Origin of the sequence: Priestia sp. JV24 (assembly GCF_025910025.1) — a bacterium.
Taxonomy (GTDB): domain Bacteria; phylum Bacillota; class Bacilli; order Bacillales; family Bacillaceae_H; genus Priestia; species Priestia megaterium.
Window position 1 is genome coordinate 1 of the sequence record NZ_JAPCIN010000008.1, and the last position, 12,622, is coordinate 12,622.

Here is a 12,622-nt window from a genome sequence, read left to right on the forward strand (position 1 = left end):
GTTATCAGGCTGTTATTATTCCACAGTAGCTCAGTGGTAGAGCTATCGGCTGTTAACCGATCGGTCGTAGGTTCGAGTCCTACCTGTGGAGCCATTTGGAGAGCTGTCCGAGTGGCCGAAGGAGCACGATTGGAAATCGTGTAGGCGGTTAACGCTGTCTCAAGGGTTCAAATCCCTTGCTCTCCGCCATTTTTATTTAATTAGCACAGTGGCCCGTTGGTCAAGCGGTTAAGACACCGCCCTTTCACGGCGGTAACACGGGTTCGAATCCCGTACGGGTCACCATTTATTTTCATCTACATAATAGTGGAGGATTAGCTCAGCTGGGAGAGCACCTGCCTTACAAGCAGGGGGTCGGCGGTTCGATCCCGTCATCCTCCACCATATATTATCATCGCGGGGTGGAGCAGTTCGGTAGCTCGTCGGGCTCATAACCCGAAGGTCGCAGGTTCAAATCCTGTCCCCGCAACCAAGTGGTCCCGTGGTGTAGCGGTTAACATGCCTGCCTGTCACGCAGGAGATCGCGGGTTCGATTCCCGTCGGGACCGCCATTTTAAATTTAATAAGGCTCGGTAGCTCAGTTGGTAGAGCAAAGGACTGAAAATCCTTGTGTCGGCGGTTCGATTCCGTCCCGAGCCACCATTTTAAAAACATTTGTTTTTAAAATGCCGGTGTAGCTCAACTGGTAGAGCAACTGACTTGTAATCAGTAGGTTGGGGGTTCAAGTCCTCTTGCCGGCACCACAGTTATTGTGGAGGGGTAGCGAAGTGGCTAAACGCGGCGGACTGTAAATCCGCTCCTTCGGGTTCGGCAGTTCGAATCTGCCCCCCTCCACCATTTACAGGGGCATAGTTTAAAGGTAGAACTACGGTCTCCAAAACCGTCAGTGTGGGTTCGATTCCTACTGCCCCTGCCAATTATAAAATAACATTGCATATAGACGTGGCGATTGTGGCGAAGTGGTTAACGCACCGGATTGTGGTTCCGGCATTCGTGGGTTCGATTCCCATCAGTCGCCCCATTTATAAACGATATGCATGTTCCAATATTGGGCTATCGCCAAGCGGTAAGGCAACGGATTTTGATTCCGTCATGCGTTGGTTCGAATCCAGCTAGCCCAGCCATATATGCGGAAGTAGTTCAGTGGTAGAACACCACCTTGCCAAGGTGGGGGTCGCGAGTTCGAACCTCGTCTTCCGCTCCAATTTTAATAAAGTTATTTAGTCTTGAGTAAATGGCGGCATAGCCAAGTGGTAAGGCAGAGGTCTGCAAAACCTTTATCACCGGTTCAAATCCGGTTGCCGCCTCCATTTATTTACAAGCTGCCGGGGTGGTGGAATTGGCAGACACACAGGACTTAAAATCCTGCGGTAGGTGACTACCGTGCCGGTTCAAGTCCGGCCCTCGGCACCATTTATAATTTTAACTTGCCTTTTTTATTTTGCCGATGTGGCGGAATTGGCAGACGCGCACGACTCAAAATCGAAGGTCGGCAGCGGATAACCCAACGTACAACCAATCGGAAACATACATATCGAGTTATCAACGTCTTTCTACGTTTGTAGGAAGACGTTTTTTGTTTGTCCGCGTACTATTTTACGTTCAAAATCGTATGAACTATATCGTACGTGGGGGTGTCGGAAATGAGTCGACGTAGTAATGAATTAACCACCGAAGAAATGAGAGCGTTAGCAGGCGTCTTGCCTGCGAGTAATTTTACGCTAGAAGAATTGATCGATATATTTATCGATGACTGCACCGTTAGGAATCTCCGAGAACATTCAATTAGGTTTTACCGTAATGAGCTATCGACGTTTATGCGTTCTATTCAGGCGCAGGGCGTGGAGGTTAATGCGGAAACCATTACCGCAGAGGTAATTAAACGTAATGTAATTCTACACATGAAAGAGCAAGGTATTAAGCCGGTCAGTATTAATACGAGGCTGCGAGCAATACGGGCGTTCTTTAACTTCCTCTATAAACAGCGTTATATCAAACATAATCCAATGAATCAAATCGAATTGTTAAGACACCGCAAAGAAGTAATAGAAACACTAACAGTAGCGCAAATAAATAAACTCCTAAACGCATGTAATTTGCGGACATTTATAGGCGTACGTGATTACACGATTATTATGCTATTAGTTGAGACTGGCGTTAGAGCTAACGAGCTAATTGGAATAAACGTTGAGGATATTAATTTCAGCAATGGACTTATTCGTATTCGCAACGCTAAGAGTTATCGTGAAAGGTTAGTGCCGATTCAATCGAAAATGAAAGATCAGCTTCGTAAATACTTGAACATTCGAGGTGAGGCAATTACAGACGCTTTATTTGTAACGTTAGATGGAACATCGATTAGCAAACGCCAAGTACAGAGCCGTATTACTGGCTGTGCTAGGAAGGCGAAGATAACAGACGTCAGAGTTAGTTGCCATACGTTGCGTCATACTTTTGCAAAGCTGTGTGTAATGAACGGGGCTAACGCATTTCAACTGCAAGCTATCCTCGGTCATACAACGTTAGATATGACGAAAGTATATGTAAATCTGTTTAGTAATGAAGTAGCCGAAGGACATAAACAATTCAGTCCACTTAAAAATATAAATAATTTTCGCTTCTAAATAAAAATAAAAAAGAGCACCCACAAAAGTAGATGCCCAACCCTACCTAAAATAATATAGAAAAAAAGCGTGATAGTCAAACGCTTATTTAACTGTGTCTATTTTGTTGGTGTCCTCTTAAAAGAGAGGAGTAAACGAAATGTTGAAGTCGGCTAACTATACAGAAATGAAACAACTGCAGTCATTTGAAAACGTCGCAGCAATGAATGAAGCTATCCGTGGCTTCTTATATACATACAAACACGAATTAACACCGTCAGCTATTAACGTTTTAAAAACCGTTTCTCGCTACGCATGTAAAATCGTTGGCGTAGCGTTCTTAAAGGTGGATACAATCGCTAAGTTAACGGAAAGCAGCAAACGTACTGTTCAACGCGCACTAAAAACGTTGGAGACATACGGTGTAATTGAGCGTAAAGCAACGATGAGAGAGAAGGGAGGATCTGGTCATAACGTATATGTAATCCGAGCTGTTGACGGTTGTGTCACCCCGGATGTCACTGCGGAAATGTCATCCCATGAAGAGACGAAAAGTGTAGACTTACCAAGCGCTGAGCAGCCGAAAGTGAGCTCCGAAACTGTGATTGCTAAAACATCGCCTTCTAAGAGAATAAATAAACGAATTAACGTAAAGGACGTCCAACTCGACGAATCATTTACACCGTCTAATGTTCCGAAAGAATTCGTAGATGCTACTGCGCCTTTTTATCGCTCAGCAGACGTTATTTATCGTTTGTGGAATCGTGTATTAATTGCGTATAAAAAGAGCGCGGTGAATAGACCGGTAGAAGAGGCGGAAGTATTGAGCGATGTGATTAAAGCGTTCAAAGAGTCCGTATTCGCTAAGAAAGCGAGTAAGATACGTACTACCTTCGAAGGTTACTTTTATCGCATAGTAGAGGCGAAACTGGCGGTGTGGAAACGTAGGGAGAATCCGTTGTTTGATTGGTTAGCAAACGAATAAATCTACGTCTCCGTAAACGTAATTGTTGATGTTTACATTCATAAACAAAGAGCCCGCAACTATATCGTGTTTTACTCTGCTAGTACGCCTATGAACGTACTTATAGGTAAAGCCGTTTTATAGCCACGGACTCTCGGATATTATTTTTACTTGCGTTTATTAATTATTTTACTAAGTAATTCTAGTGTTTCGATGTCACTACAAAATTGCTCTATTTCATCTGATACCTGCGAATCAGAAAGTGTGGAAGAGTTAAGCAACCACTGTATAAACGCCACCTTATAAAAGTCATATTGTGTATAGTAGACATTCGTTTCTGTCCGAGTCGGAGAAATGTATTTATTAAAGTCGTCACGACGTTTTCTTATTGTACCTTCCGATACATTACATATTCTAGCTAATTCGGTTTGGGTGTATCTTTTCATGCGTTTTACCTCCAGTTATTACGACGAGAGTCCGAAGGCATAACGCTATTCTATACGCAGAATGATTAGCATACAACGTACGATTTTACTAATTAAAACGAAAGTTTACATATTCGCCAATTCCCTACGTTTAACCAGCAGCACGGTCCGGATGGAAGCCAGCCCTGTAAAACCTCAGGGTTCATTCCCAGTCTATATAGCGATGGTACTCCGAAATGTGAATACGTCTGAATACGTCATGCACATTAGTATACCGATGAGGGGTATAATTGGTTCCGAGAACATATGTTATGTAAACTAGAGCAGTGTATGAAGCGTTGATACTACAGCGTTTGTAGGTACGATATGGGTAAGCAATGTTTATACGAATATACAAATCGTATTCATTCATTAACAAACGTTGATGTTATGCGATTCTTGACGTTGATTCGTTTATTTGTTTCGTCACTTTAACGTAATAAAATAATGCATAAACCAAACGTTGTATATTAACGAATGACAAAGTGAATAGGGCACCGACTCCCCCAGCCCATGTACCCGCATATCCTTCACCTCGTACCCAATCAATCTAAATATCATTTACTCAACACGAGGGTAAAATTTCGCGCAATATTTTTTTGAAGCCGAGGGTTACATCCAAAAGAAATCATTTGGTACGTCTTTTCCTAACGATTTTAATCCCTTTCGTATCTTAGAGGCTGTCTCATATTTAGGACGGTATGTGTTATCGTTACATAACCGGGAGATAGTCCGCCGACTTAAGTTCGCTTTTCTTTCTAAATCTAATTGCGTAATTCCTTCTTGATCCAACCATTTTCCGAATTTTGTACGTGCTTTTCCTAATCCAAATAAATTAAACATATTATCACCTCGCTAACAGCCTTGACCAAAAAGTTACTTCTTAAACCATGCGCAAAAAAGTAACATATCGAACAAACAGTACCGAATACTTTTTATTAATCGCAGCAAACGTCGCGAACAATCTACGATTTCGGCAGTCGTGATACGGTTCTACTATAGAATTGCGAAAAGACCTAATGAAAGGCTTAACGAAGGGGACCACGGCTGTTTTATAACGTCTTTTTATGAGGGACTATTCTTACGAATAAATAACGGAAAGAGTGGTGCTTATGATATTCGAGATAGCGTCGTCACTTGTAATGGGTGGAGTCGTAGTGGGTAGTTATTATTTCGAGAAAGGGGCTGGCGGAAATGACCATCAAAAGATTATTAAAATCGCTCGTAACTGCGGATTAATCACAAAGGATAGAAAAGAATTACGTATCCACCGTCGCACGAACAAAGGATCCTACAACGAATATGTTTATCAAATCCCACTCGGTTTATCCTCTATCGAATTCATCAATAAACTCGATCACTTCCAAGACGGATTGAACATTAAACGAAACGTATTAGATATATCGCTTACAGATTTTAAAAGCCTTGATTGGAAAAAAGATGTCATCAAACAGTTACGTGTTTTATTAGAGAAAAAACGTAAGCTTCGAAAAGAAGTAGAAATTAAATTTGATGGAATGTTGATTTTTCGTATCCATAAAGAACCATTAACGACAAATTTTCCGTATGATGAGTCATTATTTAGTCGCTTGAAGGACTGGGAGGTACCTGTTGGAGTTACAAGGGATGGCGAATTAATTAAGCATGACTTCGATAAGGTTGCTCATCTTATAGACGGCGGTGCAACTGACTACGGGAAGTCTAATTGGTTAAAGAGTACTATTACGACGTTAGTTCAACGTAAACCGAACGATGTAAAGTTTACGCTAATTGATCTTAAAGGAGGTTTATCATTTAACCGTTTTAAAGCGATAAGACAACTCGAATCACTTGCTACAAACCCAGTCGAAGCATTAGAAGCGCTAAAAAACGTCCAAGAAGAGATGAACGTAGTAATGAATCGCTTAGCAGCTAACGGATTCGAGGACGTGAAAGAAGCCGGGTATAAAGAACGTCACTTCGTTATTATTGATGAAGCTGCAGATATAGCCGACGATAACGCTTGTCAGGAAATTATCACCGACATTGCTAGACGTGGGAGAGCGGCCGGCTTTCGGTTGATTTATGCGACTCAATATCCGACAAGTGAGGTCATAAAATCGCAGGTGAAAAGAAACTGCGTAGGTCGTCTGTGTTTTGTTGTAGATTCCGCAACTGCAAGCCGAGTCGTACTAGATCAAGAAGGTGCAGAAAGTTTACCGTTAGTTCAAGGGCGGGCGATTTACAAGACTGTGCGAAGTGTAGAAGTTCAAACGCCTTATATTAAAAATGATTTTATTGAACGAACTATTGAGCCTCATATCAATATTAGACCGCGGAAGGAGAGTATCGATATAAATGCAAAAAATTGTTCAGCGACAACAACGGATCGAAAATATTCTCTTATCATTGAAGAAACTTGATTACCTCACCAGATCGCAACTACAGGTCCTTCATGACCTCGGTAGCGCTAGAAATACGTCTAGGGTATTAAAAGATATGGGTGAATACGTTACACATTTTCGTGAAGGAGAAGCTGTTTATTATCTAACGAAGGAGGGGCGTGATCTAGTCGGGGCTACTAAAATACGAAAGAAAACATCTACTGCTCGCCACTATATCATGCGTAACTCTATTTATATTGCGTACGGTAATCCTTCTAGTTGGAAAAATGAAGTTAAGCTCGAGGTTCCAAATCAAATTAAAATCATCACTGATGCGTTATTCATAAAAGATGGCCGTTATCATTTGGTTGAAGTCGATAATATTCAAAAGATGAATGCAAATCGAGCGAAAATAACTAAATATCGCAAGTTATTAGATTACGGAGTATTTGAGAAGCCACCTGTGTTCGTTTGGATGACAACGACTGAGTATCGACGTAAGCAATTAACTAAGCTATGCGAAGGGCTAGACGCTAAGATTTTTATAGTAAGTGATTTTCACTAATAAAACGGAGGCGATCAGCATGTTCAGACAGCGTAGAATTGAAACGGTAGGTACAATCGGAGAGTTTATACGTAAGGAAACGAAGGGGAAAGCAGCGAAAAGTCTCACAACGCAGGCAGCTATTGCAACTTTAGCGGCGAGCACACTATCGATAATATCAAAGCCGGTTAGTTATGCGCATGCAGAAACGATTGAGTCAGCTGGTCCGGTCAGCGATTATATTAGCGATCAATTAACCGAAAAGATAATACATGCATTCGAGCCATTAGTCGGCTTAGTCCAGGGGTTATCGTATCCAGTAGCGATGATAATGCTAACAGGAGGGGCGTTGCTTATAATGATTGGATCGAAAGATAAGGGATTGTCACTCATACAGCACGCAGGAATCGGATATATTCTCGTCCAATTAGCTCCGTTAATGATGTCGTTACTAGTTGAAGTTGGAAAGACTGTTGCAGTTGCATTACCATTGATTTTCGTCTAAATAAAAAAAGCATCCTAAAAGATGCCTCTAACAGTTAATTCCTTCAACTTCTTTCTCTAATATTGATAAAACTTCCACTACAACATCTGATAGGTCGCCCAGATGGTAGTCAACATCCTTTAAAGAGGTATAATAATCCCTGAGACGTTCCTCGGGCGTAGCATCATAGTCAAAACCTAAGACAGTAGCATCTTGAAGGAGTTCATAATTACCTTCCTTTTCTTTTATAAAGTTTACAATAGTCGCATACTGAGGGTTTCTCTTGGCTGCGTTACTTAATTCAGGCATGTTCCTCGTCCAGCCTTTTCCACGTTTATTTAATGTGTAATTTAAGGCCCTAGCTATATTTACCGGTAATTTTACTTTTCTCATCGCTAACACACTCCTCCAATTAGCTTTCGATAAAGTTTATGTCAGATAGCTTGACTATCATTCGAAATAAAAAAGGCGCCTGCGAGGGCGCTTATTCGTCGTCTTCAGATATATGATCATAGGTTGTAGCGAAAGCAGTAGCGATTAAACTAACGATAAGGATTAACGGTAAGAACAATATCATAATAACATCTGATAACTTTCGCATTAGAGCACCTTCTCCTACGTACTTTGATGCTTATATTTTAATACAAATATGTAGACCATAATGTAGAATGAAGGATAATTTACATAATTTTTACAAAAAAATAAAAAACGCTCTCACAGGCTCATACGGCTTGATAGGGCGTCTTTTTGTGTGTCGCTATAAAAGAGATATTCGGTTATTGCTTTTCATTTGATGCAGTCAATTCTGACGATTCGAGTTTAATTAACTCATCTAAACTCTTAATCTCTAAAGCAGTCGCAATGATTTCTAAGTATTTTCGATTAATAAGATTTGTACTTTTATTTTGATATATGTCAGACACAGTAGCTGCACGTAAGCTTTCGCCAGTTTTCTCTTTAACGATCGCTAACAATTCTTTTTGTGTTTCAATTCCCCGACTTTTCATCGCATTTTCCAGAGTAACGTTAATTCGATACATACAATCACCTCTCTATAAGTATAAACTGAAAAACTTTTTTACGCAAATACGAAAAAGCGTATTGACATTAACCTCCTGCCCGTCTATAATCAAATTAACAATATACGAAAAAGCGTATATTCGTAAAATAAAAAAGGTGGATGATATGAATGAAAAAAGAAAACGTAACTTACAAGTGGACATTCGAAGAAGACGGAGAAGTTGAAGTAGTATATGACAAAGAACAAATTATTAGGCTCAGTAAAGATATAGCAGTTAGAGCTGATACAGACTCAGGTATCACAATAGAAAAAATTGCAGAGACTTCGAAAGGTGAAATTGTGTACATCGAAGAGTTGTTCCACTTGTATTTAGACGAAAAAATATCGAAATCATTTGATGTCGGTGAGATTCCTAATTTATCTGCAGTCGGACTGTTAACGAAATTAGCTAACATGACACTCGGTCGGGAGGGCTAACGATGGAAGTTAAAACGCTAAAATATTGGTATGACTTCGGTATAACTGAACCGGAATTAGAAATCGTTGAAAAACAAGCGCTTATAATCGCGCCAAATACAGTCGTGACGGCACACGGCGAGGGTTGGAGCATTGAAGTAATCGAGGAAAAGGACGCTGATGGAATCGTGCTGAACTGGCGGACAGTAACCAACATCACCTTCTATCCGAATGAAATCGTGACGGAAACTGATTTCGCATCGTTAATGGAACTTTCAGTGGCAGAAATGTTCCGGAGATTTGCGGCAATAAGCACGAAAAAGGCCTAACGCGTGGCTGCGATAGACCTCAGAGGATCCCGTATGGCATCGGATTCCAAATAATATTCGATTTATAACACACCTAAATTATAACATATTAGCGAATATTTAGGCAAGGATTTTCGCTTAATTAGAGGGCTCGCGGCAACGAGCTCGTACGTTAAAAAAGCTGGCGGCAGGCAATTTAATATAGATTAAGCGAGCATCTGGGGCAACAGGTGCTTTTTTGCGTTGTGTCCAATTTCCGAGGTGCGTTCGTATAGTCCTGTATAAGCAGTGTCCAGTTTTGCGAAGTGAAACGTTATATCTTATATGAGTTTTTTTGTACAAAGCGATAGATTAGAGTCTTATAGCTAATGTGCGCGAACGTAGGACCCTTCGGCGTATTTTCTACTAGGACGTCCACTTTTATAATCTCGCGGATAATATCCACTATCGGAACTAGCTGCATTATATACGTTGTGCCAAACGCTATCTTCGCACGTAATATTGGTTAGTTGGTTCAACGTCCAATTTTCGAAGTTACTGCAGATAGTGAATGAGAGGAATTTTCTCTTACAATTTATCGGTCGACATCGTCTGATACGTTATAGACGTTAAAATTCGCTGGCACTAGCCGGCTTTAATATAACAAATCGAAAAAGGGAGAGATAACGATGAACAAGCCGTTCAGCAAAAAGAAAGACGCATACCAACGACATTTTATTAAGTTGCCGAGCGATCTTAGTCATTACATTTACCACAAGGAGGTCAAAGCCGAAATGATGTACCTTTACGCACTAATAGTCGACTATTTGAACGAAGATGAGTTTGGCTACGCTTTTCCTAACGTAGATACACTGGCGCTTAAGTACGGCAAGTCTACGCGTACTACAAACGCACATTTAAAGATTCTTCGCGATGTAGGGCTGATCGAATTTATCGAAGGGACTATGTACGGTAGAGCTTACGTTCCGTATGAACCGTTAGAGGCGGAAGACTTTTACGGGAAATATCCGGATGCTTGGAACGCCTATAAAAGTAATATCAAAAAACTCGAATATGAACGAGCACAGGCGCGAATCCGAATGCAGACTTACCGCGATAAGCAAGGTTAATGTGTTACGGAAGATTCTTCAGTAACGTAAGGAAAATAACAGCATATTGTTATGTCGTTGCTTTAACGTTAACTAGATTTAATAACAAGATTTATTTATCAAGATTTAAAATGATACCGCCTCTTAACAAAGAACGTTAATAGACGGAGTCCTTAAGAGATATCGTATATTCGTAAACTCATATACGAGTCATCATAATTTCTTACGAAATCATTCGACTATATATTAGGGCGAAGGTCTTTAAATAATAAAAGAATAAGAGCATAGGTGATACGCGGCGCGGCGCCTAAAAACGAGGAGGAACAGGTCATGAAAAAGGGGTTGGATAAATTAGCGAATGAGGTATTTAAAATGGTCGGAAGTAAGTACGCAGCACCGGAAGTAGTTTCTAAAATGAGCGGCCAGATTATCGAAAGACATATTGACGGTGTAAAAGTTAACGAAAAGCGAAAGGCGAAAGGCGGCAGATACATTCGCAAGAGCCATTCTGAAGGCAGACGAAAATAAGCAGCGGCAGCAAGAGGAGAAACTAGCGAAATTGCGTATAAGAGCGGACTGGCAAGCGTTAGAAGATGAATATGTCGGTGTGAAGCCGACGATAACAGAAGATGGGCGTCCAATTTGCACATGCTGGAAATGTAAGCGTCCGGCTAGAAAACGTAGTAAGTATTGTAGCGAAAACTGCAGAAGCGAACAGAAGATGGCTGTCCAACGTTTAAAGAAGCATGGAACGTATTTAAATACGGATGAATATAAGAGCTTACGGGCTGAGAATGCTGAAAAACGGGAAAGGGGGCGTATAGTTTCATATAATGACGAATATAACTACGCACTACTTAAGAAAAGAGCGAAGAAAAAAGCGCCAGGTAGCGATAAAATTAAAGGTCACAAAACGAATGTTACCTTACCACATACCGATGGAGATAAAGAGAGGTTAAGTGGTCCGGTGGACGAATATAAAATTTCACCGTTACTCTATAAATGGTATGAAGCGACGGTTCGCGGTACAAAAAAAGATGTGGAAAACGTCGAAAAAGAGATAGAAACGTGGAATAATTTCACGTATAGAGTGGAGAAAGAAGAAGCAAGATGCGCAGTTGTTTCTTCTAGCGTTAGCCAAATTGGTTAGCGCTTTTTTTATTAAAAATTATTGGAGGAGATTTAACATGACAAAATTTAACGAAATGATGGAAAGTGTAGCTAAACTTCAAGAAATCAAAAGTTCAACAGCAGGACTTGTATCGACAGCTAGAAATTTATTTAGAGAAGAAGCATCAAAGATTAACCAAGATAGAGATTTATCGCCTACAGGTAGAATGAAAAAACGCGAGGCTCTTCAGAAACAGTATGGAGAAGCATTTATTAAGAATGCCCGTCAACTACGTGAGGATTACGATAAAGCTGTAGTAAAAGCGAGTGTAGCTGCGGAATCTTTACTCAATGAAGGGCCGGCTAAGCCAACGCCTACAAAGATAGCGTCTTTCGAGCGCGAGTTTTCCGCACTAAAGACGGAGCTTATGTTAGAAACGCGTCCGGACAACGCAATGCGTAAGGTCAAAGCATTTGCGGAAGCACAGAACGATGCATATCTGGCGAAACAAGTATTAAACGATTTCCCTTCCGTTGTACAGTCGGTATTAGATATCGCAGGCTCAGAGAAAGCAAAATATAAGCTCGACCTTCAAAACACGTTAACTGCTGTACGCGATAAATCAATGACGGATGAACAAAAGAAAGCGCAGGAAATTCACGCCGGAATGGCTAACGAGTTCGGTCGTGATATCTTTCTGCAAAATGGAATCGAATATAATGCAATCCAAGAAGCATTCGGCGCAGAGTTTGCGCGTGCTGCAAATAGTCCGCAGTATTACGTCTTGGACGAGGAAAAAACTAACGAACAAGGTTAATAGTTGAACTAACGGATGATGAAGTTCACTCATGAAATAAAGGCTGCCCTTCGCTGGACAGCCTTTAAAATGAGAATCGCTTATGTAGATTGATTAAATAATCGAAACCAACATAGGAGAACGTTTCCCTCAATAGTATTACTTAATGCTTATATCAGATTTAGAAACGTTCGTTGTTTTTTTACAGTGCGGACAAGTAGTTTTATTGTCCGTTATAGTTGCTACATTAAAAACATCAGTGGGTAATTGAATAGGAGAAGGAAATTCTCCACCACAATTTCGACATTTTGCTACTAACATTAATATCACCTCCTTGTTCTGTAGAATAAATTCGACAAGTAGTATTAAAATCCTACAGAAAAAACAAAAAAAGTAAAAAAATATTACTATTTTAATATG

General features: G+C 40.6%; 16 protein-coding genes and 15 tRNA genes. 26 read left to right on the plus strand and 5 right to left on the minus strand.

What is annotated here, in order from left to right:
- Nucleotides 1-19: 19 nt before the first annotated feature.
- The 17 genes from OK414_RS01885 (at nt 20) to OK414_RS01965 (ending at nt 3,588) form a co-directional block, all read left to right on the plus strand.
- A tRNA-Asn gene (locus OK414_RS01885) sits at nt 20-94 on the plus strand.
- Between the two features lie 3 nt (nt 95-97).
- A tRNA-Ser gene (locus tag OK414_RS01890) sits at nt 98-189 on the plus strand.
- 21 nt (nt 190-210) lie between these two features.
- A tRNA-Glu gene (locus OK414_RS01895) sits at nt 211-285 on the plus strand.
- Nucleotides 286-308: 23 nt separating this feature from the next.
- Nucleotides 309-384 (plus strand) — tRNA-Val (locus OK414_RS01900).
- Between the two features lie 11 nt (nt 385-395).
- A tRNA-Met gene (locus OK414_RS01905) sits at nt 396-472 on the plus strand.
- A gap of 3 nt (nt 473-475) precedes the next feature.
- Nucleotides 476-551: transfer RNA gene (locus OK414_RS01910), tRNA-Asp, on the plus strand.
- Between the two features lie 15 nt (nt 552-566).
- Nucleotides 567-642, plus strand: a tRNA-Phe gene (locus tag OK414_RS01915).
- Between the two features lie 25 nt (nt 643-667).
- Nucleotides 668-743, plus strand: a tRNA-Thr gene (locus tag OK414_RS01920).
- A gap of 10 nt (nt 744-753) precedes the next feature.
- Nucleotides 754-837, plus strand: a tRNA-Tyr gene (locus tag OK414_RS01925).
- A gap of 5 nt (nt 838-842) precedes the next feature.
- Nucleotides 843-916: transfer RNA gene (locus OK414_RS01930), tRNA-Trp, on the plus strand.
- Between the two features lie 29 nt (nt 917-945).
- Nucleotides 946-1,021 (plus strand) — tRNA-His (locus OK414_RS01935).
- Between the two features lie 28 nt (nt 1,022-1,049).
- Nucleotides 1,050-1,124: transfer RNA gene (locus OK414_RS01940), tRNA-Gln, on the plus strand.
- Between the two features lie 5 nt (nt 1,125-1,129).
- Nucleotides 1,130-1,204, plus strand: a tRNA-Gly gene (locus OK414_RS01945).
- 32 nt (nt 1,205-1,236) lie between these two features.
- Nucleotides 1,237-1,310, plus strand: a tRNA-Cys gene (locus OK414_RS01950).
- A 14-nt stretch (nt 1,311-1,324) separates the two neighbouring features.
- Nucleotides 1,325-1,413: transfer RNA gene (locus OK414_RS01955), tRNA-Leu, on the plus strand.
- Nucleotides 1,414-1,643: 230 nt separating this feature from the next.
- Nucleotides 1,644-2,624 (plus strand): tyrosine-type recombinase/integrase, encoded by a 981-nt coding sequence (locus OK414_RS01960; RefSeq protein WP_263046111.1) that lies wholly within the window; start codon nt 1,644-1,646, stop codon nt 2,622-2,624.
- Nucleotides 2,625-2,763: 139 nt separating this feature from the next.
- Nucleotides 2,764-3,588 carry a helix-turn-helix domain-containing protein gene (locus OK414_RS01965; RefSeq protein ID WP_263046112.1) on the plus strand — a complete coding sequence of 275 codons (825 nt, stop codon included), beginning with the start codon at nt 2,764-2,766 and terminating at the stop codon, nt 3,586-3,588.
- Between the two features lie 146 nt (nt 3,589-3,734).
- Here OK414_RS01965 and OK414_RS29955 read toward each other — a convergent pair whose 3' ends face one another.
- Both OK414_RS29955 and OK414_RS01970 read right to left on the minus strand, forming a co-directional pair.
- Complete coding sequence (locus tag OK414_RS29955) at nt 3,735-4,013, minus strand: MerR family transcriptional regulator (RefSeq protein WP_404932075.1); 279 nt, start codon at nt 4,011-4,013, stop codon at nt 3,735-3,737.
- Nucleotides 4,014-4,643: 630 nt separating this feature from the next.
- The gene (locus OK414_RS01970) at nt 4,644-4,874 is read right to left on the minus strand and encodes a helix-turn-helix domain-containing protein (RefSeq protein WP_263046113.1); all 231 of its coding nucleotides are present in this window, start codon (nt 4,872-4,874) and stop codon (nt 4,644-4,646) included.
- Between the two features lie 269 nt (nt 4,875-5,143).
- Here OK414_RS01970 and OK414_RS01975 point away from each other — a divergent pair, with 269 nt between their 5' ends.
- The 3 genes from OK414_RS01975 to OK414_RS01985 are packed head-to-tail and all read left to right on the plus strand — an operon-like array spanning nt 5,144 to nt 7,443.
- On the plus strand, nt 5,144-6,433 hold the full coding sequence (locus OK414_RS01975) for an FtsK/SpoIIIE domain-containing protein (protein WP_263046114.1): 1,290 nt from the start codon (nt 5,144-5,146) through the stop codon (nt 6,431-6,433).
- Nucleotides 6,369-6,959, plus strand: a complete 591-nt coding sequence (locus tag OK414_RS01980; protein ID WP_263046115.1) for a replication-relaxation family protein — start codon at nt 6,369-6,371, stop codon at nt 6,957-6,959. Before OK414_RS01975 ends, OK414_RS01980 begins: the two co-directional genes overlap by 65 nt.
- Nucleotides 6,960-6,978: 19 nt before the next feature.
- Complete coding sequence (locus tag OK414_RS01985) at nt 6,979-7,443, plus strand: hypothetical protein (RefSeq protein WP_263046116.1); 465 nt, start codon at nt 6,979-6,981, stop codon at nt 7,441-7,443.
- A gap of 27 nt (nt 7,444-7,470) precedes the next feature.
- On the opposite strand, the gene OK414_RS01990 is transcribed toward OK414_RS01985, so the two are convergent.
- On the minus strand, nt 7,471-7,815 hold the full coding sequence (locus OK414_RS01990) for a hypothetical protein (protein WP_263046117.1): 345 nt from the start codon (nt 7,813-7,815) through the stop codon (nt 7,471-7,473).
- Nucleotides 7,816-8,198: 383 nt separating this feature from the next.
- The gene (locus tag OK414_RS01995; protein ID WP_263046118.1) at nt 8,199-8,462 is read right to left on the minus strand and encodes a hypothetical protein; all 264 of its coding nucleotides are present in this window, start codon (nt 8,460-8,462) and stop codon (nt 8,199-8,201) included.
- 149 nt (nt 8,463-8,611) lie between these two features.
- Between OK414_RS01995 and OK414_RS02000 the strand changes: the two genes are divergently transcribed.
- The 6 genes from OK414_RS02000 (at nt 8,612) to OK414_RS02025 (ending at nt 12,223) form a co-directional block, all read left to right on the plus strand.
- On the plus strand, nt 8,612-8,920 hold the full coding sequence (locus OK414_RS02000) for a hypothetical protein (protein WP_263046119.1): 309 nt from the start codon (nt 8,612-8,614) through the stop codon (nt 8,918-8,920).
- A 2-nt stretch (nt 8,921-8,922) separates the two neighbouring features.
- The gene (locus tag OK414_RS02005) at nt 8,923-9,228 is read left to right on the plus strand and encodes a hypothetical protein (protein ID WP_263046120.1); all 306 of its coding nucleotides are present in this window, start codon (nt 8,923-8,925) and stop codon (nt 9,226-9,228) included.
- A gap of 647 nt (nt 9,229-9,875) precedes the next feature.
- Entirely contained in the window at nt 9,876-10,316 is a 441-nt protein-coding gene (locus OK414_RS02010; RefSeq protein ID WP_263046121.1) for a helix-turn-helix domain-containing protein, read from the plus strand.
- Nucleotides 10,317-10,625: 309 nt separating this feature from the next.
- The gene (locus OK414_RS02015; RefSeq protein WP_263046122.1) at nt 10,626-10,823 is read left to right on the plus strand and encodes a hypothetical protein; all 198 of its coding nucleotides are present in this window, start codon (nt 10,626-10,628) and stop codon (nt 10,821-10,823) included.
- 31 nt (nt 10,824-10,854) lie between these two features.
- Nucleotides 10,855-11,445: a hypothetical protein gene (locus tag OK414_RS02020; RefSeq protein ID WP_263046123.1), complete on the plus strand. Its 591-nt coding sequence runs from the start codon at nt 10,855-10,857 to the stop codon at nt 11,443-11,445.
- A 37-nt stretch (nt 11,446-11,482) separates the two neighbouring features.
- Nucleotides 11,483-12,223: a hypothetical protein gene (locus OK414_RS02025; RefSeq protein WP_263046124.1), complete on the plus strand. Its 741-nt coding sequence runs from the start codon at nt 11,483-11,485 to the stop codon at nt 12,221-12,223.
- 138 nt (nt 12,224-12,361) lie between these two features.
- Here the strand turns inward: OK414_RS02025 and OK414_RS02030 are convergent, their stop codons facing one another.
- Nucleotides 12,362-12,523 carry a hypothetical protein gene (locus tag OK414_RS02030; RefSeq protein WP_263046125.1) on the minus strand — a complete coding sequence of 54 codons (162 nt, stop codon included), beginning with the start codon at nt 12,521-12,523 and terminating at the stop codon, nt 12,362-12,364.
- Nucleotides 12,524-12,622 lie beyond the last annotated feature (99 nt).